The following is a 24,785-nucleotide window of genomic DNA, read 5'->3' on the forward strand; positions in this document are numbered from 1 at the left end:
CACGATTCCCGCCCCGCGCTGACCATCGCGAAGAAGGCCGACCCGGCCACCGCCCACCAGGCGGGTGACACGATCACGTTCGCCTACACAGGCCGGTGGGCACGGGGGAGCCGACCGGCCACCCGGGGTCTTCGGGTGGTACTGCTTCCTGCTGTTCCTGCGGTGGTGCCGTTCCTGCGGTGGTGCCGTTCCGGGTGGGCGGCGAGCCCGGGGGGAGTCGCTCGCCGCCCACCCGGAGTTCTGGGGGGGGCCTTCCCGGCCTACTGCTCGTTGCCGTTCCGGTCGGGCCTGCTCGGTCGGCCGTCCTGCGCGTCGGGGACGGTCGGTACGGGCGGGACGGTCACCCCGGGCTTGCCCGGTCTGCTCCCGCCGCCGTTGTCCTCGCCGCTGCCGCCGCCGTTGGCGTTGCCGCTCGCGTTGCCGCTCTCCTTGCCGCTCGCGTTGCCACCGCCGCCACCGGGCCCGCCACCGCCGGAGTTGCCCCGGCCGGATCCGGCGTTCGCCCCGGCGCCGCTACCGGAGCCGGTTCCTGAGCCGGACGCGCCGCCACCGCGGCCCGGGTCCCGGTTCGGGCCGGTGCCGCCCTGGTGATCGCCGTCCTGGTCGCCGTCCTGGTTGCCGGTCGCGGCCCGGCAGTAGTCCGCCACCCGGTCCGCACCGCCGGCCGCCAGGACCAGCGGGCCGTACAGCGGCTCGCCGGCCACCCTGCTCGGACGGTCGCCCTTGGCCGTGCGGTCGGCGAAGCCGGCGCAGAGGCCGGCCAGCCCGGACGGGACGGCCGAACGGCCACCGCGGCCCTCGGCCGAGGGGGTGCCGGGCGTCGCGGGGTCGGACGGGACGACCACCTGCGGTCCGGCGGAGGCACTGCCGGACGGGCGGGCGGAACCGGACGCCACGGCACCGGACGGGGCCGCGCCGACGGACGGGTCGGCGGCGGACGAGCCCGGCGCGGGACCGCCGGCCGTGTCCTGGCCCCCGAGCCTGCGCTCCGGTCCGGGCGGGCCGCCGCCCAGGGCGGACGGCAGGTTGCCGGTGCCGGCGGCGACGGCGACCCCGCACAGCGCGGTGGCGCCGAGCACGACGGCAGTGGCCTTCGTGCTGAAGGCCCTGGCCAGCGCGGCGGTTGCCATCGATCGTCTCCGGACGGGGGTCACTGTCGGGTCGGGCGCGAGACGCGCCTCCCGGAACGCGGTCAGGGCGGCCTCCTCCCCGGCCAGTTCCTCGGCCGTCGCGGGGGCGGCGGCCGCGGCGAGCACCCGGGCGAGCTGCCCGGGACCGCCGTCCGGTCCGGTGAGCGAGGCGTCCTGCCCGGCCGGCGGACCGCCCACGGCACCACCGAGCAGCTGCTCGGCGGCATCACGGTCGACCCGACGGGATCGGTTGGTGCTCATCTCATGTCCTTCAGCGTCGCGGCCCGGCGTTCTGTCACACCCTGCGGAGAACTTTTTTTCGCGGCTTTCCCCGCGGGTCGCCCGGCGGCCTCACCCGCGCTCGTTCCAGCCGCTGTTCCGGTCCCGGTTCCGGCCGCCGTTCCGGCCCCGCCCCCGGCCGTCGTTCCGCCCCCCGCCGCCGCTCCGGCGCCCCGGGCCGCCGGGATACCGCCTCCGGACGCCAGCGGCTCGACCAGCTTGGCCAGCCGCCGCAAACCGCGGTGGGCGGCCATCCGGACGCTGCCCGCCCGTTTGCCGAGCACCCGGGCGGCGCTCTCCGCGTCCAGTCCCATGACCACCCGCAGCAGCACGGCCTCGGCCTGGTCGCGCGGCAGCCGGGAGATCAGGGCCAGCGCGTCCGCGGTGCCGACCGTGGTGAGCGCCGACCGCGCCGTGTCCTCCCCGCCCGCCAGCTCGACCAGCTGGTCGAAGGGCAGGTCGGCGACCGGACGGCGGCGACGGGCGCGCAGGTGGTCGAGGGCCCGGTGGCGGGCGACGGTGGCGGCCCAGCCCCGGAAGCCGTCCCCGTCGCCGGAGAAGCCGCGCAGGTCGCGGGCGATCTGCAGCCAGGTCTCGGAGGCGATGTCCTCGGCGTCCTGCGCGTCCTCCGGCCGGCCGCCGACCAGGACCCGCAGGTAACGCAGCAGGCCCGGCTGGACGGTCCGGAACAGCAGCCGGAACGCCTCCTCGTCCCCGGCCTGCGCGGCCCGGACCGCTTCGGTCAGGTCAGGGGGAACGGGGTCCGGGCCCGCTGTCCGGCCTTCGGGTGGGACTGGTCCGGACCGGCCGACGGCGCCGTCGGTGCCCGCTCCGGGGCGCTCTGCACTCTGCACCCGCCACATGATGCGCCATCCGGGCGAACACTTCGGCCCCGGCCGAACGACCGGACCGGCCGGGGCCAAGGTCCCGAGGACTGCTGTCGTTCGCCCACGGCCCGAACGGCCCCTCCCGACCTACGTTGTCGGTAGGCGAAGCAGTCCGGGCCGCCGACGCACCCGGGCACCGGGCACCGACGCACCCGGCCCGCCGCCATGACCCGGTCGTTTCGAGGGCGCACGCACGACCCTCGCAGGCCCCGGTCGTACGCCCCCCGGTTCGGGCCCTCCCCGCCACGGACCGGCGCCGACGGGGAACCACCACCGGCGGCACGGGCCACCGGACGTCACGGCCCCGGCGGCGCGGGCCACCGGGCGTCACGACAGAGGCAGCACGAGACCAGCAGCACGGCACCGGCCGGGCAGACGGCACCGGACAGCACGACCAGCAGCAGCACGACCAGCGAGGAACAACCGCGATGACGACCGCCCCCGAGCTCCACGAGCTCCACGCCAAGGGCCTGCGCGAGCACCTCGCACCCGCCCTGCGCGCCCTGGGCTTCCGCGGGTGGCGCCGGACCTTCAACCTGCCGGACGGGACCCACTGGCTGCTGCTCGGCCTGGCCGAGCGCCCCGCCGCCGACCGGGTGTCCTTCACCTTCGACCTCAGCGTCGTCCGCCGCTCCGACTGGACCCTCGCGGACCTCCCCGGTCACCGGCCCGACCCGCGCACCCCCTACGGCATCGAGGCCTGGCGGGCCCGGATCGGCGAGGTGCTGCCGGTCGGCGAGGACGTCTGGTGGGAGGTGCTGCCCGGGCCGCGCTGGCAGCTTCCGCTGGACGACGCCGTCGCCGCCGTCCGCCACTACGGCCTGCCCGAGCTGCGGCGCCGGGCCGAAGCGGACCGCGCCCCCACCGGGGAGGCCTACCTCCTGCCCGGCGAGCTGGAAGCGGTCAACGCCGTACTGCTGACCGCCGCGGTGGCCCGGGTGCAGCGCGCCGAGCTGGCCGACAAGGCCCTGGTGCTGACCGGGGCCTGGACCCGGGGCGACGGCGTCGCCCGGACGGTCCTGGCGGGGGTCGCACGGGGCTTCCTGTCCGCCGGGGACGAGCGCTTCGGCACCGTCCGCTGCCTGGACACGCTGGGCCGCGAGCTGTGGACCTTCCCCGTCGAGGGGTAGCGGCCCGCTCCGGGGGTTGGCGACCCCATCCGCCGAGGAGCAGAAAACCGCAGGTCAGGGCTAGTGTCACGGCCCGCACCATGACAGCTGTCACGCGGATGACGCAACGGACGGCACTGCTCCGGCGGAGGCCCGGCGGAAAGACTGGAGGCACGACGCGGGCAGCGGCCCGCGGCCACCAGCCGGGGAGGAAACCACCGTGAGCCAGACCGTCAGTGTCACCGCCGCCCGCGCCACCACCACCGCCACCGAGCCGGTCGCCGCCCACGCCGAGGCGTCCGACCCGCTGGTCTCCGGGCTCCGCCCGCTCGCCCTCGACGTGGTCGCCCCGCTGGCCGGCTACTACCTGCTGCACTCGGCCTTCGGCCTGAGCGAGTTCGCCGCGCTGGCCTGGAGCAGCGCCTTCCCCGCCGCCCGGACCGTCCTCGGCCTGCTGACCGAGCGCCGGCTCAACCTGTGGGCCTCGCTGATGCTGGCCGTCAACCTGGCGGGCCTGGCGCTGACCTTCGTCACCGGCGACGCCCGGCTGATGATCGCCAAGGACGGCGGGCTGAGCGGCACCGTGGCGCTGGCGATCCTGGTCTCCGCGCTGATCGGACGGCCGGTGATGACCCCGGTGCTGATGCCCTTCATGACCAAGGGCCGGCGGGAGCGCGCCGCCGCCTGGCAGCGGCTGGTCGAGGGCCGCGCCGCCGGGTCACGGGCCTTCCGCCGCCACGAGCGCCTCTTCTCGGGCATCTGGGGCACCGCGCTGCTGGCCGAGTGCACGGCCCGGGTGGTCGGCGCCTTCACCCTGCCGGTGTCGACCATGGCCTGGCTGTCCACCGTCTTCCTGATCGGCGCGATCGCGGGCGGTTCGATGCTCGGCCAGATCGCGGTCGAGCCGATCGAGCGGCTGGTCCGCACCGAGACCGAGGCCCCGACGGCCGCCTGACCGTCCGGTCCGCTGCGGACCGACGGCCCTCCCTCCCCCGCACCCGGTGGCCCCGCCCCCGGGTCCGCGGCCTTCCCGCTCCCTGAACGGCCGGTGCCGACGGCTCGAACAGCGAGGAACCATCCGGATGTCCCGGGAGTCGTTCATAACGAGGGGGTAACGGGCCCCCGTCGAGGAAACGGGGAGCCCCATGAACCGGACGACGCACGCGCCGCGCAGCACCGAGGACCGCACCCTCGTCTGGGACGGCTGCCTGAACGTCCGCGACCTCGGCGGGCTGCCCACCGCCTCCGGCCGGCCCACCGCCCGCGGCGCCGTCGTCCGGGCGGACAACCTGGACCGTCTCACCGCCGAGGGCTGGGACGCCCTCCTCGACCACGGCGTCCGCACGGTGGTCGACCTGCGCAACGCCGAGGAGTACCGGCCGCTCCTCCCGCTCCCCGCCGACGTCGAGCTGATCCGCGTCCCGCTGGACGAGCTCGCCGGCCCCGGCTGGTGGGAGGCCCACGGGCGGCTGGACGGCACCCCGCTCGCGCTCCGCCCGTACCTGGACCACTGCCCGCACGCCGCCGCCGCGCTGGTCTCCGCGATCGCCGGCGCCCGCCCCGGGGGCGTGGTGGTGCACTGCGGCGCCGGCCGTGACCGCACCGGCCTGGCCGCCCTGCTGCTGCTCGCCCTGGCCGGGGTCGACCGGGCCGCGATCGCCGAGGACTACCTGCTCAGCACCCCCAACATCCGTCCGCTGTACGGGATGCTGGGCCTGCCGGATCCGTACCGCCGGATCGACGCGGTGCTCGCCGAGGCCGGGACCACCGCCGAGGCCGCCCTGGCGTCCGCGCTCGACGGGTTCGAGCCGGTCGACTACCTGCTCGCGGCGGGCGTCGCGCCCGAGCGGGTCGCCGCCGTCCGGGAGCGGCTGCTGCCGGACGCCTGAGGCTGCCGGAAACCACACCCACAACTGGCGTCAACCGATGGTTGACGATCCTCGGATCGACAACCTACGGTTGACGCATGGAGAATCCCGTTGTTCCCAACACCACTCCGCTGCGCCTCGACGACCTGATCGCCGCGATCAAGAAGGTCCACACCGACGCGCTCGACCAGCTCTCCGACGCGGTCATCGCCGCCGACCACCTCGGCGACCTCGCCGACCACCTCATCGGCCACTTCGTCGACCAGGCCCGCCGCTCCGGCGCCTCCTGGACCGACATCGGCCGCAGCATGGGCGTCAGCAAGCAGGCCGCCCAGAAGCGCTTCGTCCCCAAGGACCCGGGCACCCCCAACGACCTCGACCCCAGCCAGGGCTTCAGCCGGTTCACGCCCCGGGCCCGCAAGGTCGTGGTGGCCTCGCAGGAGGAAGCCAGGAAGGCGGGCAACGCCGAGATCACCGACGTGCACCTGCTGCTCGGCCTGCTCGCCGAGCCCGAGGGCATCGCGGTCAAGGCCCTCGCCGCCCAGGGCGTCACCCCGGAGGCCGTCCGCCGGGCCGCCACCGCCGCGCTGCCGGACGCCGTCGAGCAGACGGTGCCCGCGCTGATCCCGTACGACGCCCAGGGCAAGAAGGCGGTGGAGCTGACCTTCCGGGAGGCGCTCAAGCTCGGACACAACTACGTCGGCACCGAGCACATCCTGCTCGCGCTGCTGGAGCTGGAGAACGGCCAGGGCGTGCTGGCCGGGCTCAAGGTGGACAAGTCCGAGACGGAGGCCTTCGTCTCGGAGGCGATCGCCGCCATCATCGCCGCCCGGAACCCGGAGTCCGAGCCGGAAGGGTGAGGTGCGGAGCGGCGAAGTGCCGGTGTCGGCGCCGACCCGGGCCCCGGTCGACGCCGTCCCGTCCCGACCTGCCCCGCTCCGCTGCGCCGCACGCCGGACGGAACTCCCGGCCGGCGTGCGGCACTTCCGCTCAGAACCCGGAGACGTGGGTGGTGACGATCCGGACCCGGCCGTCCTCCGCCGCCTCCAGCGCCGCCCGCAGCCGCGCCGAACGGGCCGGCCCCAGCAGGACCAGGGCGTCCTCGATCGACGCCCAGCGGTAGTCGTCCAGTTCACCGGCCGGGACGGTCACGGGGGTGCCGTCCGGGACGGTACCGAAGTCGAACATGAAGTGCTGGGCGGGGTGGTCGAGTTCGGCCGAGGCGTGGGTCCAGGAGATCGCCAGCAGCTCGCCCGCCTCCCGGACGATTCCGGTCTCCTCCACCAACTCCCGCGCGGCGCACTCGACCGGGCCCTCGCCGAGGTCGATCGTGCCGCCCGGGAACTGCCAGTGCTCGCGGTACCCGGCCTTCACGATCAGGATCCGGCCGGACTCGTCCCGCAGCAGGCAGCCCGCCGCCGCGTAGATCCGGGGCAGGGAGGCCAGCCATTCCTCGCGGGACTTCAGGGGCTCAACGGGCTCGGCCGACACGGCGGTCCTCCGGGGGGCAGGTGGGTTCGGTCGCCCCCACTCTGCCACCCGGCTCCGCCGGCGGACCGATGAGTCGGAGCCGCCCCGGCGGTCCTACCCGCCATGGACACCATGGAGACCACACCGGAAAGCCCCGTACTGACCTGCGACCTGGGGGCGCTCACCGCCCCCGACCTGGCCGTCGTCGACGCGCTCGCCCGGCTGCGACTGGCCGCCTCGCGGCACGGGGTGGCCGTGGTGCTGCTGAACGCCGGCGGCCCGCTGCGCGAACTGCTGGCGTTCAGCGGCCTCTCGGCACTGCTCCCCGGCGCGACCGACCCCCTGGACCTCGCGGAGCTACTCGGCGACGGGCTCCACCAGGCCCACGGAGCCCCCGGCGGGCGCCGCGGGCTCGGCCGGCAGCCGGGGCGGGAGGCCGAAGAGCGGGAACAGCACGTCGGTGTCCAGGAAGTTGGTGAGCGTGGTGATCCGCCCCTGAGACACCTCCAGCACGATCAGTGACCACGGCTCGTGCCCGCCCGCCGGACTCGGACGGTACTGGCCGAAGGCCCGGCCGCCGTTGGCCGTCACCGGGAGCAGCCGGGAACCGCGGCAGGCGTGCCCGGGGCCCAGCATCCAGTCACGGATCTCGTCCTGCCCGCGCAGCCACATCGCGAACGGCGGCATGTTGAGCGTGACGTCCTCGTGCAGCAGCGCGGTGAGACCCTCCATGTCGTAGGCCTCGAAGGCGCGGACGTAGCGGTCCAGCAGCGCGCGGTGGTCCTCGTCCAGCTCGGGGGCCGGCCGGGTCGCCGAGGGGTCGGTGGCGAGCACCGCCCGGGCGCGCTGGAGCGCGCTGTTGACCGACGCCACGGTGACGCCGAGCAGTTCGGCCACCTCCGCGGCCTTCCAGCCGAGCACCTCGCGCAGGATCAGCACCGCCCGCTGCCGGGGCGCGAGGCGCTGGAGCACGGCGACGAAGGCCAGCTTCACCGACTCCCGCTGGGCCGCCACGTCGGCCGGGTCCCCCGACTCGGGCAGCACCCGGCCGTCCGGCGCCGGTCCGACCCACGTCACCTCGGGCAGCTGGGTGCCGTGCGCCGTGGCCACCGTGACCGGGCCCGCGAGGTCCATCGGCCGGGCCCGGCTGTTGCGGCCGTTCAGCGCGTCCAGGCAGACGTTGGTGGCTATTCGGTACAGCCAGGAGCGCAGCGCGGCCCGCCCCTCGAAGCCCCGGTGCCCGCGCCAGGCGCGAACCATCGTCTCCTGCACCGCGTCCTCGGCCTCGAAGACCGAGCCGAGCATGCGGTAGCAGTAGCCGGTCAGCTCGGTGCGGTACCGCTCCAGCTGGAGCTCGACCGGCTCCTCCGTGATCACGTCGGCCATGGTGCGCCCGCCCCCGTCGTCCTGCCGTGTGCCTGTGCCTGTGCGTGTGCCCTGATGAGCGGGACGAACGTAGCGCACGCCACTGACAGCGGCCCCGGGAGCCCCCCAGCCGCTTCCGGGAGCCCCGGAAACGCCTTTGAGCGCACGTCAGAGAAGGGCGGGCGCTCGAAGGCGCCCCCGGGCGCCCGCCCCGCGGTGCGCCGCGCCTCAGTGGGCGGAGTGCTTCTCCGCGCCTCGGTGCCGGTGCCCCTTGAGCTCGGCGTGCATCGCCGGGGCCGTGCGCATCGTCGCGCCCGGCGCGTCCCTCCCGCCGTGGCGGAAGGCCTCGCCCAGGCCGCCTCCGGCGGCGGCGTGGGACGTCGCGCCGGCGCTCGGCTTCGGGGCGAGCCGGGTGGGCGGGCTCGCCATGCCCCGGCGCTCCAGCAGTTCCTCGGCGCCCTGGCGGAACCTGGCGGCGCTGCCGGGGATTCGCCTGGTCATCGTCGGCCTCCCTTCGTCGGCCACCGGCCGGACGGATGCCGTCCGGAGGGGCCGCACAGGCGTAGCGTTATGTCCGGATTTTACCCGGGTCGAGGCCCCGTGCCACTGCGGGAAGCACGGGAGGCGCACATGAGCACCGCCTCAGCCCATGACCTCGTGGACGAAGCACCAACGCCAGTCCTCCCCCGGCTCGTAGGAGCGGATCACCGGGTGGGAGGTGTTGTGGAAGTGCGCGGTCGCGTGCCGCTGCGGCGAGAAGTCGCAGCAGCCGATGTGGCCGCAGTCCAGACAGATCCGCAGGTGCACCCAGTCCCGGCGGCCCTGCGCCAGGCAGTCGGCGCAGCCGTCGGCGGGCGGGCGGGCCTCGATGGTCCGAGGGGCCAGAGCGAGGTCTTCGCAGGCGCTCATGCCTGAAGGCTATGCCGGTCGGGCGCGCGGCGCCTGCTCAGGACGCTGCCGCCCCGGCGGGCGGGCCGGCCCGTCGGGGCGCCGGGGGACGGCCGGTGGCCGGTCCGCCCGGGGCCACGGGAAGTCCCGGCCGCGCAAAGCCAGTTCGCCCCGGCGCAGCCGGCCGTCCCCCGCCCACGACGCGGGTTCGGCGGGCACACCGACGACCCGGCGCCGCGCACACGGCTCGGCGGCGGGTCCGACGCCGTCCTCGTTTCGGCGCTCGGGGCCGAGGACGTCTCCGCCGACCTCCTCGGGTACGCCGCCGGCCGCCCCGGCACGTCAACCCGCGCCACCTGGTCACCCTGCCGACCCGGCGGGCCCAGGGGCTCTCTTCGGCCACGTCCTACCGGGGCCGGGGAATCCCCGCTCCGCACCCACGGGCGGCATGGGAGCATGCCACTCGTGGCGATCGTGACGGGGAGAACGAACGACGACACCGGCGGGGGCGACCCCGGCGGTGCGCCCGCGCAGCGGGACAGCGGCACGGTGCCGGCCGACGGCGGCGCCGGGACGGCCACCGCCCGGATACCCGAACAGGCCGGCCCCGGCCGGTTCCGGGCCCGCCCGCTGCCCGCCACCGACCGGGTCCGGCAGCCCGTCGCCCTGATCCGGATGCTCGGCGGCCTGTTCACCATCGCCCTCTGCCTGCTGCTCGCCGACTACGCCCGCGCCACCACCGGCGGCATCGCCGCCGACGTCGCCGAGGCGGCCGCGCTGGTGCCACGCCCGCTGGCGAGCCTGGCCGGCGGACTCACCACCGCCGCCGTCCTGCTGCTGCCGGTCGGCCTCTCCCTCCGCCGGCTGCTGGGCCCGGACCGGCGGCGCGCCGTCCAGCAGGTCTCCGACGGGCTGCTCGCCGCCGTCCTCGCGTACGGTGCCACCCTCGGCCTGGACCTCTGGGCCGACGGCCTCGCCCCGGTCTCGCTGCTCAGCGCGCTCACCCAGCCGCTGCCCGGCGGCGGACTCGGGCACACCGAGCCCGTCTACGGCTACCTCGCGCCGGTGCTCGCCTTCATGACCGCCTCCGGCAGCCGGGAACGCCGCCTGCCCTGGACCGTCCTCACCCTCTCCGGTCTCGCCGGACTGACCAGCGGGTACGCCACCCCCACCGCGCTCCTGCTCGGGCTGCTGATCGGCTGGACCGGCGCCCACGGCACGCTGTACGCGGTCGGCACCCCCGACCCCCGCCCCCGGCCCGGCGAGATCCTGCGCACCCTGCGCGACAGCGGCCTGCGCCCGGTCGAGGCGCAGCCGGCGGGCCCCGACCGCTACCGGGTCCGGCAGGCCGACGGCCGCCCCGAACTCGACGTCCAGCTGCTCGACCGGCAGGCCGTCACCGCCGCCGCCGTCCAGCGCGCCTGGCGCCGGCTGCGCCTGCGCACCGCCCCCGACCCGCGCGTCCTGCGCTCCCCGCGCACCGGGCTGGAACACGAGGCCCTGGTCACGTACGCGGCCCTCGCGGCCGGCGTCCGCACCCGCCGCATCGCCGCCACCGCCGGGCTCGGCCAGGACACGGCCCTCATCGCGTACGAGCGGATCGCCGGGCGCACCCTCGACGAACTCGCCGACGAGGAGATCACCGACGAGCTGCTCACCGACGCCTGGCAGCAGCTCGCCCTGCTCCAGCGCCGCGAGATCGCCCACCGCGCCCTCGTCCCCTCCTCCCTGCTGGTCGACGACTCGGGCGCGGTGCACCTGGTCGGCTTCGCCGACGGCGACATCGCCGCCACCGAACTCGTGCTGCTCTGCGACCTCGCCCAGCTCCTCACCACCCTCGCCCTCCGCGCCGGCGCCGCCCGCTCCGTCCGTACGGCCACCGCCGTCCTCGGCCCGGACCCCGTCGGCGCCGCCCTCCCCCTGCTTCAGCCCATCGCCCTCACCCACACCACCCGCCGTGCCCTCAAGCGGCACGCGAAGCACTCCCCCGCCCGGGCCGGCGGCGGGGCGGGCGGCACCGACGGCGCAGCCGGGAGCGAGAGCGGGCCGGCCGCCTCGGTGGTTCCCCGGTCGGCCGCCCCCTCCCCCAACGCCCCCTCCCCCGCCGTCACCGCTACCGCCGGCACTGTTACCGCCGGCACCGCCTCCACCACCGAGCCGGACCCTCCGCACGACGCCCCAGCCCCCGGCGGCCTGCTCGACGAGATCCGCGCGGAGGTCCTGCGCACCCGCCCGCAGGTGGTCGGCCGACCGGTGCGGCTGGAACGGCTCCGGCCACGGACCCTGCTGGTCGTCGTGGGCGGGGTGGTGGCCGGCTGGCTGCTGATCCCGCAGCTGTTCGCGACGGAGGACAACCCGGTCTCCGCACTCGCGGACGCCGACCCCTGGTGGCTGCTGCTGGCACTGGCCGCGGCGGCGACCAGCCACGTCGCGGCGGCCATGGGCTTCGTCGGCTTCGTACCGGAGCGGCTGGACTTCCGCAACGCGGTGCTGGCGCAGGTGGCCGGGTCGTTCGTGAAGCTGGTGTCGCCCGGCGGCGTCGGCGGGGTCGCGCTGAACACCCGCCTGTTGCAGCAGGCCGGCATCCCCACCGCGCAGGCGCTGTCCAGCGTCGGGGTGGGGACGCTGATCGGCCTGGTGCTGCACCTGCTGCAGCTGGGGGCCTTCGTCTACCTGCTGGGTTTCGAGCCGGGCGGCTCCGAGCTGGACGCGCTGCCCGCGGTGGCCGGCGGGCTGGCGGGGGCCGCGGCGCTGCTGGCGGTGGTGTCGGCGATCCCGGTGGCCCGGCGGTGGCTGGCGACCCGGCTGCGTCCGCTGACCGCCGAGGTGCTGCCGCGACTGCTGGACCTGCTGCGCAGCCCGGCCCGGCTGGCGGTGGGCGTCACCGGGCAGCTGCTGGTGTCGATCTGCCTGATCGCCTGCCTGTACTGCTGCGCCCGGGCGATCGGCAAGGAGCCGTCCTTCGCCTCGGTCGCGGTGGTGTTCCTGGTGGGCAACGCGGTGGGCAGCGCGGCGCCGACCCCGGGCGGGGCCGGCGCGGTGGACGGGATGCTGCTGACACTGCTCCAGCAGACCGCGTCGATGGAGCGGGGCGGCGCACTGGCCGCGGTGGCGCTGTACCGCCTGCTGACGCTGATCCTGCCGGTGCTGCCCGGCTGGGCGGCCTTCGTCTGGCTGCAACGCCGCCGGGCCCTGTAGCCGGGCCCGGCGGGTGGGCCATCGGCCGGGCCCGGCGGGCTGGGCGGCCGGGCCGCGGCGGCAGTGGGTGGCCTCCGGTTCCCGCCCGGCTACTCCCGGTACTCCTCCTCGTCGTGGCGGACCGCCCGGGTCTGTTCCACGACGTCCGCGACGTCGGTCGCCTGATCCGCACCGAGGGCCCGGCGTTCGGCCACCTCGTCGTACGTGTCGCCCTCGGGTGCCTTCTCGTCGGGCTCGACGGTCTCGGCGCTCTCCTCGATCAGGTATTCCTCGTGCTGTTCCTGCGGCATGGCATCCGTCCTCACTGTTCGGAGGCCTTCACGGGCCCGGCTGGCGTACTGGCAGTATCCGCCGCCCGGCACCCGGACGCGAAGTGCCGACGCCGCTCCGGCGTGTTGCCGGGGCTCCTGCGGCCACCCCTGTCCGACCGGCCGGATTGACCCATGAAAATGGCCGTTCAATGACCCAGGATGAGGGTTCATTCCCCACCTAGGGTCGTTGTCATGACGACGAACGAGAGCACCCGGACCGCCCCGCACACCGAGGCCGCCGAGGCCACCGCCCGCCTCGACTACGCCCGCACCGTCCCCAAGGTGTTCCGCGCGATGATCGCCCTGGACGCCGCCGCCCGCGAGGGCCTGGACCCGGCCCTGGTCGAGCTCGTCCAGATGCGCACCTCCCAGCTGAACGGCTGCGCGTACTGCCTGGACATGCACGCCAAGGACGCCCGCAAGGCCGGCGAGACCGACGAGCGGATCTACCTGCTGCCGGTCTGGCCGGAGGCCCCGGCCGGGGTGTACACCGAGCGCGAGCGGGCCGCCCTGGCGCTGGCCGAGGAGATCACCCGGATCGGCGGCGGCGTCTCCGACGCGGTCTACGACCGGGCCGCCGCGCACTTCGCGGAGGCCGAGCTGGCGCAGCTGATCTCGGTCTGTTTCACCATCAACGCCTGGAACCGCATCAACGTGGCCACCCGCAAGAACCCCGGCACCGTCTGACCGCGCAGCCGTCCCGGCCGATGTCGGGGTCGATGTCCCGGCCGCTGCCCGGACCGCTGCCCGGACGGCTGTACGGACGGCTGTACGGAACGGCGGCCGGAGCTGCGGACGGCACGGCGGCCGGAACGCCCTGCGGGCCACCGGGGGTACGATCGGTGCCGTACGAAGGGCTGACCCACACCCACCCGGTGGCCCCGAGGCCCATACGAACGACGGGGAAATCATGTCCGGCTCGCACTACTTCACCGGTGCACCCGAGGTCGCCAGCGACCGTCGGCCGATCACGGTCTCCCTGCCGGACCTCACCCTGGAACTGACCACCGACACCGGAGTGTTCTCCCGCAGCCGGCTCGACCCGTGCACCCGGATCCTGCTGGAGCACGCCCCGCAGCCGCGGGTGCGCGGCCCGATCCTGGACATCGGCTGCGGCTACGGCCCGATCGCCCTGACCTGGGCGAGCCGCCGCAAGCGCCTCCCGGTCTGGGCGGTGGACGTCAACGAGCGCGCCCTGGAGCTGGTCCGGCTGAACGCCGAGTCGCTGGGGCTCGGCAACGTCCAGGCGGCCCTGCCCGACGACGTCCCCGAGGACGTCCGCTTCGCCACCATCTACTCCAACCCGCCGATCCGGATCGGCAAGGCCGCGCTGCGCCGCCTGCTCACGCACTGGCTCGACCGGCTGACCCCGGACGGCTCGGCGTTCCTGGTGGTGCAGAAGCACCTGGGCTCGGACTCGCTCCAGAAGTGGCTGAACGAGCAGGGCTACCCGACCACTCGGGTCACGTCGGTCAACGGGGTACGGATCCTGGAAGCGCGGCCCCGCCCCGAGGTGGGCGAGGGCTCCGAGAGTGGACGAGGTACGACGACGTGAAGCAGCTGCGCGGGACCGAACTGAAGCGTCTGCACCGCTCCTGGCGGCGCAGCAACGAGTTCCGGCTCGCGATGATCCTGGAGAACCTCCAGTCGCCGTTCAACGTCGGCTCGGTGGTCCGCACCGGCGCGGCGATGGGCGCCGAGAAGCTCTACCTGGTCGGGGACACCCCGTCGGTGCGCTCGTCCGGCGCCCAGAAGGCCGCGATGGGCACCGACAAGTACCTGAAGGTGGAGCACTTCCCGACCATCGCCGAGGCCGTCGCGGCGGCCAAGGCGGACGGTTACAAGGTCGTCGGCCTGGAGCTGGCGGACGAAGCGGTGCCGATGTTCGCGGCCGAGCTGACCCCGGCGGTGGCCTTCGTGCTCGGACACGAGGACCGCGGGATCACCCCCGAGGCCCTGGCACTCTGCGACCAGGTGGTGTTCGTGCCGCAGCTGGGCCGGGTCGGCTCGCTGAACGTCTCGGCGGCCGCGACCGTGGCCTGCTACGAGGCGCGCCGGCAAGGCTACGCGATCAACGGCACCCCGGACGGCGACCTCGCGGGCGACCTCGGCGACGACGAGTAGGAGACGCGCCGCACCCCACAGCACGGGGGAGCCCGGGTCGTCCACCGACGGCCCGGGCTCCCGGCTTCCGTCGGCCTCCGACCCGCCCCCGCCCGGCCCATGTCTCTCCCTTTCCGGCTCAGCCCTTGACGTTCCGTCGGGCGGCGCCGACCAGGAACACCACCGCGAGCATGACCGCGGACAGCGCCCCGACCAGCAGCGGCCCCGGCCCGGCCGGACTGCCGTTCACCCGCACCGCCCCCATGAAGTCGACGGCGGCGACGTTGTTGACGAGGATCCACCAGAGCGGCAGGTAGACCGCCTGGAAGAGCCGGTGGCTCCGGCTCACCACGCCGAGCGCCATGGCCAGCGAGGGAACGAACAACGCGCCACCGAGCCAACTCGCCGCCCCCGCACCGTCCCCCGCCACCAGCATGCGTATCAGCGGGGCGAGGCCCGTCACCGAGGTGAGCACCAGCCCGGACGCCCATTCGGCCAGCAGCCGGCGCCGGGCCGACGGGTAGGACCCGAGCAGTACCTCCAGACCGTTCTCGACCTGCTGGCTGCCGAGCCTGGACCAGAGCAGGACCGGCCACAGCCACGACAGCGGCAGCAGCAGGCCGGTGACGACGTTCAGCGGCATCGCGAACCCGGCCACCGTCAGCCCCGCGGCGACCAGCCACCACCAGCGGGACACGCCCTGCACCAGGATGCGGACCTCGCCCGCCAGCAGCCGTCCGAACGCCCCGGCCCGCCGCGACTCGATCCCCGGCTCGGTCCGCGGCTCGGTCCGCGGCAGGGCGCCCGGTGCGGTCGCCCACCGGGCCCCCGCGGGCTCCGCGCCGTCGTGCACGGACGGCGCGCCCGCCGTATCGACGGCGGCCCGAACCGGGGCGGCCGTACCACCCGACCCGCGGGCGGGATCGAACCTGCCGAACCACAGGGTCGGCAGCAGCGCCACCACGAACGCCGCCAGGAACAGCGCCAGCCGGCCGAGGACGTAGCCGGAGGACGGGTCGAAACCGCTCCAGACGAAGGTGCCCAGCGGCTTGTCGACCTTGGTCAGGCCGAGGCTGAAGCCGCCCGGGTCGACCGTCCCGTGCTGGGCCTCCAGCGCCACGCCCATCGACCGCGCGACCGGGTTCACTCCGAGACCGTCCAGCGGCGCGGAGGCCGACTGCCCGCCGATCGCGATCACCATGGCCACCACGAACCAGACGACGTTCCCGAAGCCGCCCCGCAGCAGCGGCACCGTCTCGAACAGCAGCGCCGCCGCCGCGGTGATCGCCATCAAGGGCAGCGAGAGCAGCAGGAACGGCTGCAGCAGCGCCATCGGGTCGAGCGAACGGTCCTCGCCGCGGGCGAACTGCATCAACAGCGCGGTGACGGCCAGCACGCCGACCATGGAGGCGAGCACCAGCAGGTTGCTCAGGAACTTGGCCAGGAGGTAGTGGGAGGTGCGCAGCGGGGTGGCGGCGAGGACCTGGCCGACCCCGCTCCTCTCGTCCCGCGCGATGCCGCCGCGCACCACGTAGAAGCCGCCGAAGGTGAGCCAGAGCGCGCCGGCCAGCGCGGTGACCGCGCCGACGTAGGCGCTGTTGTAGACCCCCCGGTTGCCGCCCACGTCCATGATCGTCCAGTGCCCGCCGGCGTCCGGTACGGCCAGGTAGCCGAGCCCGACCGCGGCGAGCAGCGTCACCGCGTACACCGGCCGGCGCACCCGGTCGCGGAAGTCGCCGACCGCCAGCCCCGCGAACAGCGACACCCGCCCCGATGCCCGCCCCCGCGCCGTCGCCCTCGCCCCCACGCTCATCGCCGCACCTCCCGCCGGCCGGCCGAGTGCCCGGCCGGGTGGACACCGCCGCTTCGCTCCCCCGAGCGGTGGATGACACCCAGATAGGCGTCCTCCAGGTCCGGCGCCACCGGGACGGCGTCCGGCCGGGGCCTCGCGTCGGCGAGCAGCCGCACCCGCACCCCGTTCCCCGTCCGCACCATCCGGCTGACCACGTGGCGGGCCTGCACCTCCAGGAGGTCCGCCGGGGGGACCACCGCCTCCCACACCTGCCCGTCGATCTCCCGGAGCAGCTCGTCGGGCGCCCCCCGGCGCAGCAGCCGGCCGTGCGCGACCACGGCGATGTCGGAGGCGACCGACTCGACGTCGGAGACGATGTGGGTCGAGAGCATCACGACCCGGTCCGCCGCGAGCTCGCTCAGCAGGTTGCGGAAGCGCACCCGCTCCTCCGGGTCCAGCCCGGCAGTCGGCTCGTCGACCACGATCACCCTGGGGTCGGCCAGCAGGGCCTGCGCGATGCCCACCCTGCGCAGCATGCCGCCCGAGTACGCGCCGAGCGGGCGCTTGACCGCCTCGGTCAGGTTGACCAGCTGGATCAACTCGTCGATCCGGGCCCGGGCCGAGCGGGCACCGATCCCCTTGGCGGCGGCCAGGTAGGACAGGAACTCCCGCGAGGTCAGGTTCGGGTAGACCCCGAAGTCCTGCGGCAGGTAACCGAGTTGCCGACGCAGCCGGTCCGGATCCGCCACCACGTCGACGCCCTCGTACCGCACCTGCCCACTCGTGGGCCGGGTCACCGTCGCCACGATCCGCATCAACGACGACTTCCCCGCACCGTTCGGCCCCAGCAGCCCCACCATCCCCGGGCCGAGGCGCATCGTGACGCCGTCGACGGCCCGCTTGCCACCCCTGTACTCCTTGGTGACGTCGATCAGTTCGAGCATGCCCGCCCCTTCTCCGACACGACTCGTCCCCCTCGTCCCCCTCGTCTCCCTCACCCCTTGAGCTCCGTCTCGCGTCCGTCCCGCAGGACCGCGACGCCCCTGGGCACCTCGACCCGGTACTTCGTGTCGCAGTTGGCGAGCCCCGAACACCCCGCCCGCAGTTCCAGGACCCCGTCCGCCAGCGTCCAGGACTCCTTGACACCGCCGACCTTGCCGCTCGTGTCGAACCAGCGGGTGACCTTGACGTCCGGCCGGTCCGCCGCGACGAGATCGGCCGGAGCACCGTGCGACTTCACGTCCAACTTCTCCCCCGCGAACGCGAAGGTCTTGTCCTCCGGCGCGGCGTCCACGGCATTGGCACACCCGACGAGCGGAACGAGAACGGCCACGACGAGGCCGAACAACGCGGGTACGGACTTCGAGCGTCGGTCCACCACGCCCTCCTTACGGCTGGAATCGAACGCACCTCTCGGGCCGCACACCCCCGGCCCCCTGAGCACGCCGCAAGCCTGACCGATCCCCAGCCCCCTGCCATCTGCCGTTCGGCAGATATCCCGCATGACCAAAGAGGCGGTTTCCCCGCCGAATCCGCCCGCTCGCCCACCACGCCCGGCCCCGCCCACGGCACGCAAAAAGGCCCAGGCCGGATTGGATCCGGCCTGGGCCTTTCACACTGAGCCGCCTGCGGGATTCGAACCCGCGACCTACGCATTACGAGTGCGTTGCTCTGGCCAACTGAGCTAAGGCGGCGCCGTTGCCGTGTGTGGCGGCAACGCGGGCCAGTCTACACAGGTTCGCGGGTGATCCGTACCCGGTATCCGGGGCCGGGGGTCAGGCGGAGGAGACGGCGAGTTTGGCGGCGAAGCCCGCGAAGAGGACGGCGACGCCGCTGGTGAGGGTGGCGGAGAGGCGCTTGCGGCGGCGGAAGGCGGTGGCGAGGGTGGTGCCCGCGAAGATCAGGAGGGAGAGGTAGAGGAAGCTGAAGGCCTGGAGGATGCCGCCGAGAAGGGCGAAGGAGAGGACGGGCTGGCCGTAGGAGGGGTCGACGAACTGGGTGAAGAAGGAGAGCAGGAAGAGGATGGCCTTCGGGTTGAGGAGGCTGACCACCAGGGCGCGGCGGAAGGGGTTCTCGGCGGACTCGGGGGCCGGTTCGACGGTGGGGTCGGCGGCGGCCCGGTGTTCGCGCCAGAGCTGGCGGGCGGCGCGGAGCATGCCGTAGCCGAGCCAGAGGAGGTAGGCGGCGCCGCCGAACTTGACCACGGCGAAGACGGCCGGGTTGGCCTTGAGCAGGGAGGCCGCGCCCAGCGAGGTGAGGCTGATCAGGGTGAGGTCGCCGACGAAGACGCCGGCCGCGGCCCGGTAGCCGGTGCGGATGCCCTTGCGGGCCGCGACGGACAGGACGTACAGGGAGTTGGGGCCGGGCAGGAGGACGATGACGAGGGCGCCGAGGACATACGTCGCCAGGTCGTTGACTCCGAGCACGATGAGCTCCGGTGCGGGGGAGGGTGACAGGGGGCGCTCATCGTAACGTCGCACCGGTGATCGGTTGAAGTGCAAACCACCTGTCGGACGGCCGACGCCGGAGCCCCGGCGCCCCGGCGCTACCGGTCGCAGCGCTTGCCCTGCTCAGGGGCCTCCCCGGTCAGCAGGAAGCGGTTCACCGCTCCGTCCACGCAGGTGCTGTGCCGGCCGTACGCGGTGTGGCCGTCGCCGTCGAAGGTCAGCAGTCGGCCGGACTCCAGCTGGCCGGCCAGCGACTGGGCCCAGGCGTACGGGGTGGCCGGGTCGCGGGTGGTGCCGATGACGACGATCGGGGCGGCGCCGGCGGCCCGGATGGTGTGCGCCGCGCCGGTGGCCCGGACCGGCCAGTAGGTGCAGGCCAGGGCCATCCAGGCCATGTCGCGCCCGAAGTGCGGGGAGACCCGCTCGAACTCCGGCACCGCCCGCTGGACGTCCTCCGGTCCGCGGAACGGGGCGGGCAGGTCGAGGCAGTTCACCGCGGTGTTGGCGAACATCAGGTTGGGGTACGAGCCGTCCGCCTCGCGCCCGTAGTAGTCGTCGGACAGCTTCAGCAGCCCGGTGCCGTCGCCGGCCTCGGCGTCGGCGAGCGCGGTGCGCAGCCGCGGCCACAGGAAGTCGGCGTACATGGCCTGGATGACGCCGGTGGTCGCCTGGGACCCGGTGAGCCGGCGGCCGCCCGTGGTGGTGGGCAGCGGGGTGCCGCGGACACCCGCGAGCAGGGCGGTGAGCCGGTCGCCGACCTGCTGCTCGGTGCGGCCCAGCGGGCAGTCCTCGCGGGCGGCGCAGTCCTTGGCGAAGGCGGCCCAGGCCGTCTCGAAACCGCCCGCCTGGGTGCGGTTGCCGGTGACGGAGTCGAGCGACGGGTCCATCGCGCCGTCCAGCACCAGCCGCCCGACCCGGCTCGGGAACAGCCCGGCGTAGGTGGCGCCGAGGAAGGTGCCGTAGGACTTGCCGACGAAGTTGAGCCTCTCGTCGCCGAGCAGGGCGCGCAGCACGTCCATGTCGCGGGCGCCCTCGACGGTGCTGAGGTGGCCGAGCGCCGCCCCGGCCTGCTGGTGGCACCCCGCCGCGAACTCCTTGTCGGCGGCGATCAGCGCGTCGATGCCGTGCTGGTCACCGGGGGTCAGGCCGACGGTGGTGTAGGCGTCCATCCGGTCGCCGCTCAGGCAGCTGACGGGGTTGCTGCGGCCCACCCCGCGCGGGTCGAGGCCGACCAGGTCGTACCGGGCCCGCACCCCGTGGTCGTACGTCCCGGCGGCGGCCTCCAGGTACTCGATCGCCGAGCCGCCGGGCCCGCCCGGGTTGAGCAGCAGGGAGCCGAGCCGCGTGACCGGGGAGGCGGACGGCGCGGTGGCGGAGGGGGAGGCAGGCGATGCCGCCGCGCGGGCGGCCGCCAGGGTGAGGTCGCTGCTCCCCGGGTGGTCGTAGTCCAGCGGCACCCGGAACGTGGTGCACTCGAACCCGTTGTCGCAGGGCTGCCAGGCCAGTCGCTGCGCGTAGTACGGCGCGAGCGCGGCCGGGACGACGGCGGGCAGCGGCTCCAGCGGGGTCGCCCCGGCCGCCGGGGCCGCCGTCTGTCCCGGGGCCGCCGTCTGTCCCGGGACCACCGGGGCGGACGGCGAGCCGGAACCGGCCGCGTCCGCGGAAGGCGCCGCCGGCGCCCCGGACCGACCGGAGCCGCACCCGCCCGCCAGCAGCCCGACCACGACCAGTGCCGCCGCCAACGCCCGCCGCCGCACCTGCGCCCGTGACCGTGCCCGCACCCGTGGCCGTACCCGCACCCGTGTCCGCCCGAAGACCCTCATCCGCCACCTCTCCGCAGTCGACCAGCCATGGACCAGCCGTGCCAGCCGTGGACCAGCCATGAATAGCCGTGCCCCAGCCGTGGAACAGCCCGTGGAACCCCTCGTGGAGCCCCCGGGAACAACGCCGCTGCCCGGCACCCGCCCCGGGGTACCGGGCAGCGTAGCGCCGCCTGACCCGCGCTCAGGACGCCCTCGCCAGCGCCTCGGCCAGGAACTGCGCGGCCTGCCGGACCAGCCGCAGCCGCTCCCGGTCGGGGGTGAAGTCCTGCACGTTGTCCGAGATCCGCACCTCTGCCCTGGCCGCCGCGCCGGGGCCGGCCTTCAGCGCGGACTGGAGCTTGCGGGCCGCGTCCAGCCCGGCGGAGTCGGCCTTGGCGGCGGCCAGCAGCAACTTGGCCGCGCTGCCCGCCGGGGCTTCGGCGCCGGTCTGGGTGAGGGCGGTGGCGTCATAGCGGCCGGAGACCGCCGCGGCGGCGCCGTACAGGTCGGGTCTGGCCAGTCCGGCGGCGGCCGCGCAGGGCGCCCCGCCCTCGACGCCGAGCGCGCCCCAGGAGGCCGGGCCGGGTGGCAGGGTGCGGAAGGTGGCCGCGATGGTGGTGCGCAGCGCCGCGTCGTCGGCGACGGCGGCCGGGGCGGCGGCGACCAGTTCGCAGGGGTGCGCGGTGCCGTTCGGCGCCTCGGGGGCGACCAGGATGAACGGGTGGGTCTTGCCGGTCTGGAGGGCCGAGCCGATGCCCTCGAAGACGTCCGGGACCTCGGCGTCGGCGGTCTTCTGCGGCGCGGCCGCGTGCATCACGACGACCGGGAAGTGGGCGTTCGGCTCCTTGGCGTACTGCGGCGGGAGCCAGACCCGGACGTTGCGGGGGTGGCCGTCGGGGCCGAGCACGGCGGACTGGAGGAGCTCGCCGCCGCCGGGGTGGCCGACGCTGTCGAAGCGGCTGGCCACGGCGGGGGCCGCGGGCGCCGAGGCGGCTCCGACGGCCGCAGCGGCGGCGGCCGTGGCACCGGCCGGATCGGCGGCCACGGGGGGCGCCGCCTGTTGCCGGGCCACCGCTCCCTCAGCCGTGCCCGTCCCGCTGCCCGGCCCCGCGCCCGCCGCGTCCACGACCGGGTCCACCCGGTCCGGCTCCTGGGCTCCACGGCCGAGGCCGCCGAAGGCGCCGAGCGCGGTGAGCACCGTCAGCGCGGTCACGCACACCCCGCAGACCATCGCCCCGGCCGCCCGCAGCAGCATCGGCCAGCGGTCTCCGGCCAGCTCGTAGGTCTCGGCGGCGCGCAGGTCGCGCCAGCGCTGTTGGGCACCCCGGGCCAGCCAGATCCCACCGAGAGCGGCGGCGAGCAGGGGGATGACGAGGAGCGAACGAACCACGGGACGCACCACCTCTGGAGGGGGCCGCGCCGAACCGGAACCGGCGCGTGCGGGAGGCGACCGCCCCGGCAGCGGGCGCAGTCGGCCCCCAGCGTGCACAACCGGCGGACGGTCACACGACGGTGTGCCCGGCGAGTGTCGCTCGTTCACTCGAAGGTGGGACGGCGCACCGCCTCCGGGAGGCGTACGGATACCACCGGCGGTGAGCGGGCCTCAACGCAGGTGAACGGGCCTCAGCAGGTGAGCGGGCCTCAACGCACGTGAGCGGCCTCCAGGGCACGCGAGCGGCCCCCGGGGCAGCGGAACGGCACACCCAACCGCGGCCCCGGTCCGGTGCTCAGCCCGCGCGCAGGGCCACCGTCATCGCCTCGACCGCGAGCAGCGGGTCCACGTTGCGGTCCAGCGCCCGGCGGCAGGCCAGCACCGCCTCGATCCGGCGCAACGTGCTCTCGGCCGGCCCGGCCTGGGCCACCCGGTTCAGCGCCTGCCGCTGGTCCTCGTTGGCGAGCGCGCCGGTGGAGCCGAGCTGGATGGCGAGCACGTCCCGGTAGAAGCCGAGCAGGTCGAGCAGGGCGACGCCGAGCGTCTCCCGACGGGTGCGGGTGGCCCGGCTCTTCTGCCGCTTCTCCAGCTCCTTGACCGCGCCCGCCATGCCGCGTGGCGCCTTGCTGCCCTCGGCGGCGCCGTAGGCCGCCTTGAGGTCGTCGGTCTCCTTGGCGTCCTGGGTCTCGGCGAGCGCCTCGGCGTCGGCCTTGGCGGTGTCGACCAGGCGCTGGGCGGCGGTCAGGCAGCCGCCGATGTCGCCGACCTCCAGCGGGATGCGCAGCACCTCCGTGCGGCGCGTCCGGGCCTGCTCGTCGACGGCGAGGCGGCGCGAGCGCTCGATGTCGCCCTGACCGGCGAGCGCGGCGAGCCGGGCGGTCTCCGGGTCGACGCCGTCGCGCCGGACCAGGGTGTCGGCGACCGCCTCGGCCGCCGGGGTGCGCAGCACCAGCAGGCGGCAGCGCGAGCGGATGGTCGGCAGCACGTCCTGGACGGAGGGGGCGCAGAGCAGCCAGACGGTGCGCGGGGAGGGCTCCTCCACGCCCTTGAGCAGCGCGTTCGCGGCGGCCTCGGTGAGCCTGTGGGCGGCGTCCACCAGGATCACCGACCAGCGGCCGCCGGTCGGGTAGCTGGAGGCGCGCATGACCAGGTCGCGCATGTCGCCGACGCCGATGGAGAGGCCGTCGGTCCGGACGTACTTGACGTCGGCGTGGCTGCCGGCCAGCACGGTGTGGCAGCCGTCGCAGAACCCGCAGCCGGGCGTTCCGCCGAGCGCGAGATCGGGGCTGGTGCACTGGAGGGCGGCGGCGAAGGAACGCGCGGCGGTGACCTGCCCGGCGCCGGGCGGGCCGGTGAACAGCCAGGCGTGCGTCATCAGGGAGGCGTTCGCGCCCTCGACCGGGGCGGCTCCGCGGCCGGCCTCGACCGTCGCCCCGGCCGCCCGGGCGGCGGCGGTCAGCTGCTCGACCACCCGGTCCTGGCCCACTAGGTCGTCCCAGACGGCCACTGCTGCTCCCAAGCTCCGTACGGCAGCGCCCGTGGCGCCTCTTCCCCGCCGTCGAGCATACGTCTCCGCTCCGACACCCACTGCTCCGTCCGGGTCACGGCGGACGGGAGGCCGGCCCCGCACGGGCCACGACGACACACAGAACGGCGACACGCGAGGCACGGCAGCGCGCGGGGCAACGGCAGCGCGCGGGGCAACGGCAGCGCGCGGGGCAACGGCAGCGCGCGGGGCAACGGCGGCGCGACGGCCGCGAACGCGACGGCGCCGCCGGGGATCGAGCCCCGACGGCGCCGCGCACAGCCGTCCGGTCAGCCCCGGCGGCCCCAGCGACGGCCCTTGCCCTTGCCGTTGCCCGCGTCCGGGGCGTCCCCACGGCTCTCGGGCCGCTCCGTCGGGGCGCCCTGCGGGCCGCCGTACGGGGCGCTCTGGCCCGGGCCGCCGCGCTCCAGGCGCGCCCACTCGTCGTGCGAGCCGAGCAGGGTGTCGGTGAGGCTCGGCAGGTCGTCCAGCGGCGTCTCCTCGGCCCACTCCGGCCGCGACCGCTCGGCACCCGCCGGGGCCTGCGGCTGCGACGGCGCCTGCGACTCGGCCGTCGGCTCCGCGCCGATCACCGGGAGCTCGCGGGTGCTGTCCACCGGTTCCGCGCGTCGCGGCCCCTGCGCCGGCCGGCTCCCGCCGGTACGGCCCTCGGGACGGCCTTCGCCGCGGCCCTCGACGCGGCCCGGGTCGATCCGCGGCAGCACCGCGGTCCGGTCGTCCTCCGCCGGGACCTTCGGCAGCACGGCCGTCTCGTCCACCGCCGAGGCCGGTACCACCGGCAGCCTGGCGGTCTCGTCGACCGCACCCGCGGCACCGCCGGCGGCCCGGCGGGCCTGAGCCTCGGCCTCGGCGGCCTTGCGCGCCTCGACGGCCTCCGCCGCCCGGACGGCCGCCTGCCGGTCCCGCAACGACAACTCGCGCGTCGCCTCGTCCCCGAGCCCGCCCGACGCGGCCCCCGAGGGAGCCCCCGGCGAGGTCCGCGGAGAACCCTGCGACGCGTCGGTCGGGACGTCCCGGACCGCCCGCAGCTCCGTGGTCGTCTCCGCGGCCGACTCCCCGGGCCCCGAACCCTTCGAGCCCGCGCCCGAGCCCGGCTCCGAACCCGGCCGTCCCTCGGCCCGGCCCTCCGCCGACTCCGCCGCCGCAGCCGCGGCCGCC

22 protein-coding genes, 1 tRNA gene and 2 pseudogenes are annotated in these 24,785 nt (G+C 75.4%); 9 read left to right on the plus strand and 16 right to left on the minus strand.

What is annotated here, in order from left to right:
* Positions 1 to 260: 260 nt before the first annotated feature.
* Together AB0E96_RS18415 and AB0E96_RS18420 are read right to left on the minus strand one after the other, a co-directional pair.
* The gene (locus AB0E96_RS18415; RefSeq protein ID WP_359824645.1) at positions 261 to 1,391 is read right to left on the minus strand and encodes a hypothetical protein; all 1,131 of its coding nucleotides are present in this window, start codon (positions 1,389 to 1,391) and stop codon (positions 261 to 263) included.
* Complete coding sequence (locus AB0E96_RS18420; protein WP_359824694.1) at positions 1,388 to 2,155, minus strand: RNA polymerase sigma factor; 768 nt, start codon at positions 2,153 to 2,155, stop codon at positions 1,388 to 1,390. The genes AB0E96_RS18415 and AB0E96_RS18420 overlap by 4 nt, the downstream gene beginning before the upstream one ends.
* Before the next feature lie 569 nt (positions 2,156 to 2,724).
* On the opposite strand from AB0E96_RS18420, the gene AB0E96_RS18425 reads away from it, so the two are divergent.
* The 4 genes from AB0E96_RS18425 to AB0E96_RS18440 all read left to right on the plus strand — a co-directional run bounded on the left by AB0E96_RS18425 (position 2,725) and on the right by AB0E96_RS18440 (position 6,133).
* Positions 2,725 to 3,426, plus strand: coding sequence for a hypothetical protein (locus AB0E96_RS18425; RefSeq protein WP_359824647.1), 702 nt, complete (start codon positions 2,725 to 2,727; stop codon positions 3,424 to 3,426).
* Positions 3,427 to 3,625: 199 nt separating this feature from the next.
* On the plus strand, positions 3,626 to 4,360 hold the full coding sequence (locus tag AB0E96_RS18430; protein WP_359824649.1) for a VC0807 family protein: 735 nt from the start codon (positions 3,626 to 3,628) through the stop codon (positions 4,358 to 4,360).
* A gap of 190 nt (positions 4,361 to 4,550) precedes the next feature.
* The gene (locus AB0E96_RS18435; RefSeq protein WP_359824651.1) at positions 4,551 to 5,294 is read left to right on the plus strand and encodes a tyrosine-protein phosphatase; all 744 of its coding nucleotides are present in this window, start codon (positions 4,551 to 4,553) and stop codon (positions 5,292 to 5,294) included.
* A gap of 77 nt (positions 5,295 to 5,371) precedes the next feature.
* Complete coding sequence (locus AB0E96_RS18440) at positions 5,372 to 6,133, plus strand: Clp protease N-terminal domain-containing protein (RefSeq protein ID WP_359824654.1); 762 nt, start codon at positions 5,372 to 5,374, stop codon at positions 6,131 to 6,133.
* Between the two features lie 130 nt (positions 6,134 to 6,263).
* On the opposite strand, the gene AB0E96_RS18445 is transcribed toward AB0E96_RS18440, so the two are convergent.
* Positions 6,264 to 6,764 carry an NUDIX hydrolase gene (locus tag AB0E96_RS18445; protein WP_359824657.1) on the minus strand — a complete coding sequence of 167 codons (501 nt, stop codon included), beginning with the start codon at positions 6,762 to 6,764 and terminating at the stop codon, positions 6,264 to 6,266.
* 111 nt (positions 6,765 to 6,875) lie between these two features.
* On the opposite strand from AB0E96_RS18445, the pseudogene AB0E96_RS18450 reads away from it, so the two are divergent.
* Positions 6,876 to 7,043: pseudogene (locus tag AB0E96_RS18450) on the plus strand (hypothetical protein); the annotation flags it as partial.
* A 57-nt stretch (positions 7,044 to 7,100) separates the two neighbouring features.
* Here the strand turns inward: AB0E96_RS18450 and AB0E96_RS18455 are convergent.
* The 3 genes from AB0E96_RS18455 to AB0E96_RS18465 form a co-directional block, all read right to left on the minus strand.
* Positions 7,101 to 8,129 carry a sigma-70 family RNA polymerase sigma factor gene (locus AB0E96_RS18455; RefSeq protein WP_359824660.1) on the minus strand — a complete coding sequence of 343 codons (1,029 nt, stop codon included), beginning with the start codon at positions 8,127 to 8,129 and terminating at the stop codon, positions 7,101 to 7,103.
* Positions 8,130 to 8,336: 207 nt separating this feature from the next.
* Positions 8,337 to 8,609: a hypothetical protein gene (locus tag AB0E96_RS18460; RefSeq protein ID WP_359824663.1), complete on the minus strand. Its 273-nt coding sequence runs from the start codon at positions 8,607 to 8,609 to the stop codon at positions 8,337 to 8,339.
* Between the two features lie 141 nt (positions 8,610 to 8,750).
* Positions 8,751 to 9,017: a UBP-type zinc finger domain-containing protein gene (locus AB0E96_RS18465; protein ID WP_359824665.1), complete on the minus strand. Its 267-nt coding sequence runs from the start codon at positions 9,015 to 9,017 to the stop codon at positions 8,751 to 8,753.
* Between the two features lie 444 nt (positions 9,018 to 9,461).
* Here AB0E96_RS18465 and AB0E96_RS18470 point away from each other — a divergent pair, with 444 nt between their 5' ends.
* Positions 9,462 to 12,194, plus strand: a complete 2,733-nt coding sequence (locus tag AB0E96_RS18470; protein WP_359824667.1) for a lysylphosphatidylglycerol synthase transmembrane domain-containing protein — start codon at positions 9,462 to 9,464, stop codon at positions 12,192 to 12,194.
* An 89-nt stretch (positions 12,195 to 12,283) separates the two neighbouring features.
* Here the strand turns inward: AB0E96_RS18470 and AB0E96_RS18475 are convergent, their stop codons facing one another.
* On the minus strand, positions 12,284 to 12,484 hold the full coding sequence (locus AB0E96_RS18475; RefSeq protein ID WP_359824670.1) for a hypothetical protein: 201 nt from the start codon (positions 12,482 to 12,484) through the stop codon (positions 12,284 to 12,286).
* A gap of 213 nt (positions 12,485 to 12,697) precedes the next feature.
* Here AB0E96_RS18475 and AB0E96_RS18480 point away from each other — a divergent pair, with 213 nt between their 5' ends.
* The 3 genes from AB0E96_RS18480 to AB0E96_RS18490 all read left to right on the plus strand — a co-directional run bounded on the left by AB0E96_RS18480 (position 12,698) and on the right by AB0E96_RS18490 (position 14,629).
* Positions 12,698 to 13,192, plus strand: a complete 495-nt coding sequence (locus AB0E96_RS18480; protein ID WP_359824673.1) for a carboxymuconolactone decarboxylase family protein — start codon at positions 12,698 to 12,700, stop codon at positions 13,190 to 13,192.
* 223 nt (positions 13,193 to 13,415) lie between these two features.
* Positions 13,416 to 14,060, plus strand: a complete 645-nt coding sequence (locus AB0E96_RS18485; protein ID WP_359824675.1) for a methyltransferase — start codon at positions 13,416 to 13,418, stop codon at positions 14,058 to 14,060.
* Complete coding sequence (locus AB0E96_RS18490; protein WP_359824677.1) at positions 14,057 to 14,629, plus strand: TrmH family RNA methyltransferase; 573 nt, start codon at positions 14,057 to 14,059, stop codon at positions 14,627 to 14,629. Before AB0E96_RS18485 ends, AB0E96_RS18490 begins: the two co-directional genes overlap by 4 nt.
* A gap of 118 nt (positions 14,630 to 14,747) precedes the next feature.
* On the opposite strand, the gene AB0E96_RS18495 is transcribed toward AB0E96_RS18490, so the two are convergent.
* The 9 genes and pseudogenes from AB0E96_RS18495 to AB0E96_RS18535 form a co-directional block, all read right to left on the minus strand.
* A complete protein-coding gene (locus AB0E96_RS18495) occupies positions 14,748 to 16,421 on the minus strand; it encodes a hypothetical protein (protein ID WP_359824680.1) in 1,674 nt (557 codons plus the stop codon).
* On the minus strand, positions 16,418 to 17,344 hold the full coding sequence (locus AB0E96_RS18500; protein WP_359824682.1) for an ABC transporter ATP-binding protein: 927 nt from the start codon (positions 17,342 to 17,344) through the stop codon (positions 16,418 to 16,420). The genes AB0E96_RS18495 and AB0E96_RS18500 overlap by 4 nt, the downstream gene beginning before the upstream one ends.
* A gap of 50 nt (positions 17,345 to 17,394) precedes the next feature.
* Positions 17,395 to 17,778: a hypothetical protein gene (locus tag AB0E96_RS18505; protein WP_359824684.1), complete on the minus strand. Its 384-nt coding sequence runs from the start codon at positions 17,776 to 17,778 to the stop codon at positions 17,395 to 17,397.
* A gap of 242 nt (positions 17,779 to 18,020) precedes the next feature.
* A tRNA-Thr gene (locus tag AB0E96_RS18510) sits at positions 18,021 to 18,094 on the minus strand.
* 81 nt (positions 18,095 to 18,175) lie between these two features.
* Entirely contained in the window at positions 18,176 to 18,826 is a 651-nt protein-coding gene (gene leuE / locus AB0E96_RS18515; protein ID WP_359824686.1) for a leucine efflux protein LeuE, read from the minus strand.
* 119 nt (positions 18,827 to 18,945) lie between these two features.
* Complete coding sequence (locus tag AB0E96_RS18520) at positions 18,946 to 20,670, minus strand: alpha/beta hydrolase (protein ID WP_359824689.1); 1,725 nt, start codon at positions 20,668 to 20,670, stop codon at positions 18,946 to 18,948.
* A 181-nt stretch (positions 20,671 to 20,851) separates the two neighbouring features.
* Complete coding sequence (locus AB0E96_RS18525; protein WP_359824691.1) at positions 20,852 to 22,039, minus strand: hypothetical protein; 1,188 nt, start codon at positions 22,037 to 22,039, stop codon at positions 20,852 to 20,854.
* Between the two features lie 337 nt (positions 22,040 to 22,376).
* Positions 22,377 to 23,588 (minus strand): DNA polymerase III subunit delta', encoded by a 1,212-nt coding sequence (locus AB0E96_RS18530; RefSeq protein WP_359824696.1) that lies wholly within the window; start codon positions 23,586 to 23,588, stop codon positions 22,377 to 22,379.
* 308 nt (positions 23,589 to 23,896) lie between these two features.
* Positions 23,897 to 24,785, minus strand: a pseudogene (locus AB0E96_RS18535) (hypothetical protein); the annotation flags it as partial.

Origin of the sequence: Kitasatospora sp. NPDC036755 (genome assembly GCF_040636595.1) — a bacterium.
Lineage (GTDB): Bacteria > Actinomycetota > Actinomycetes > Streptomycetales > Streptomycetaceae > Kitasatospora.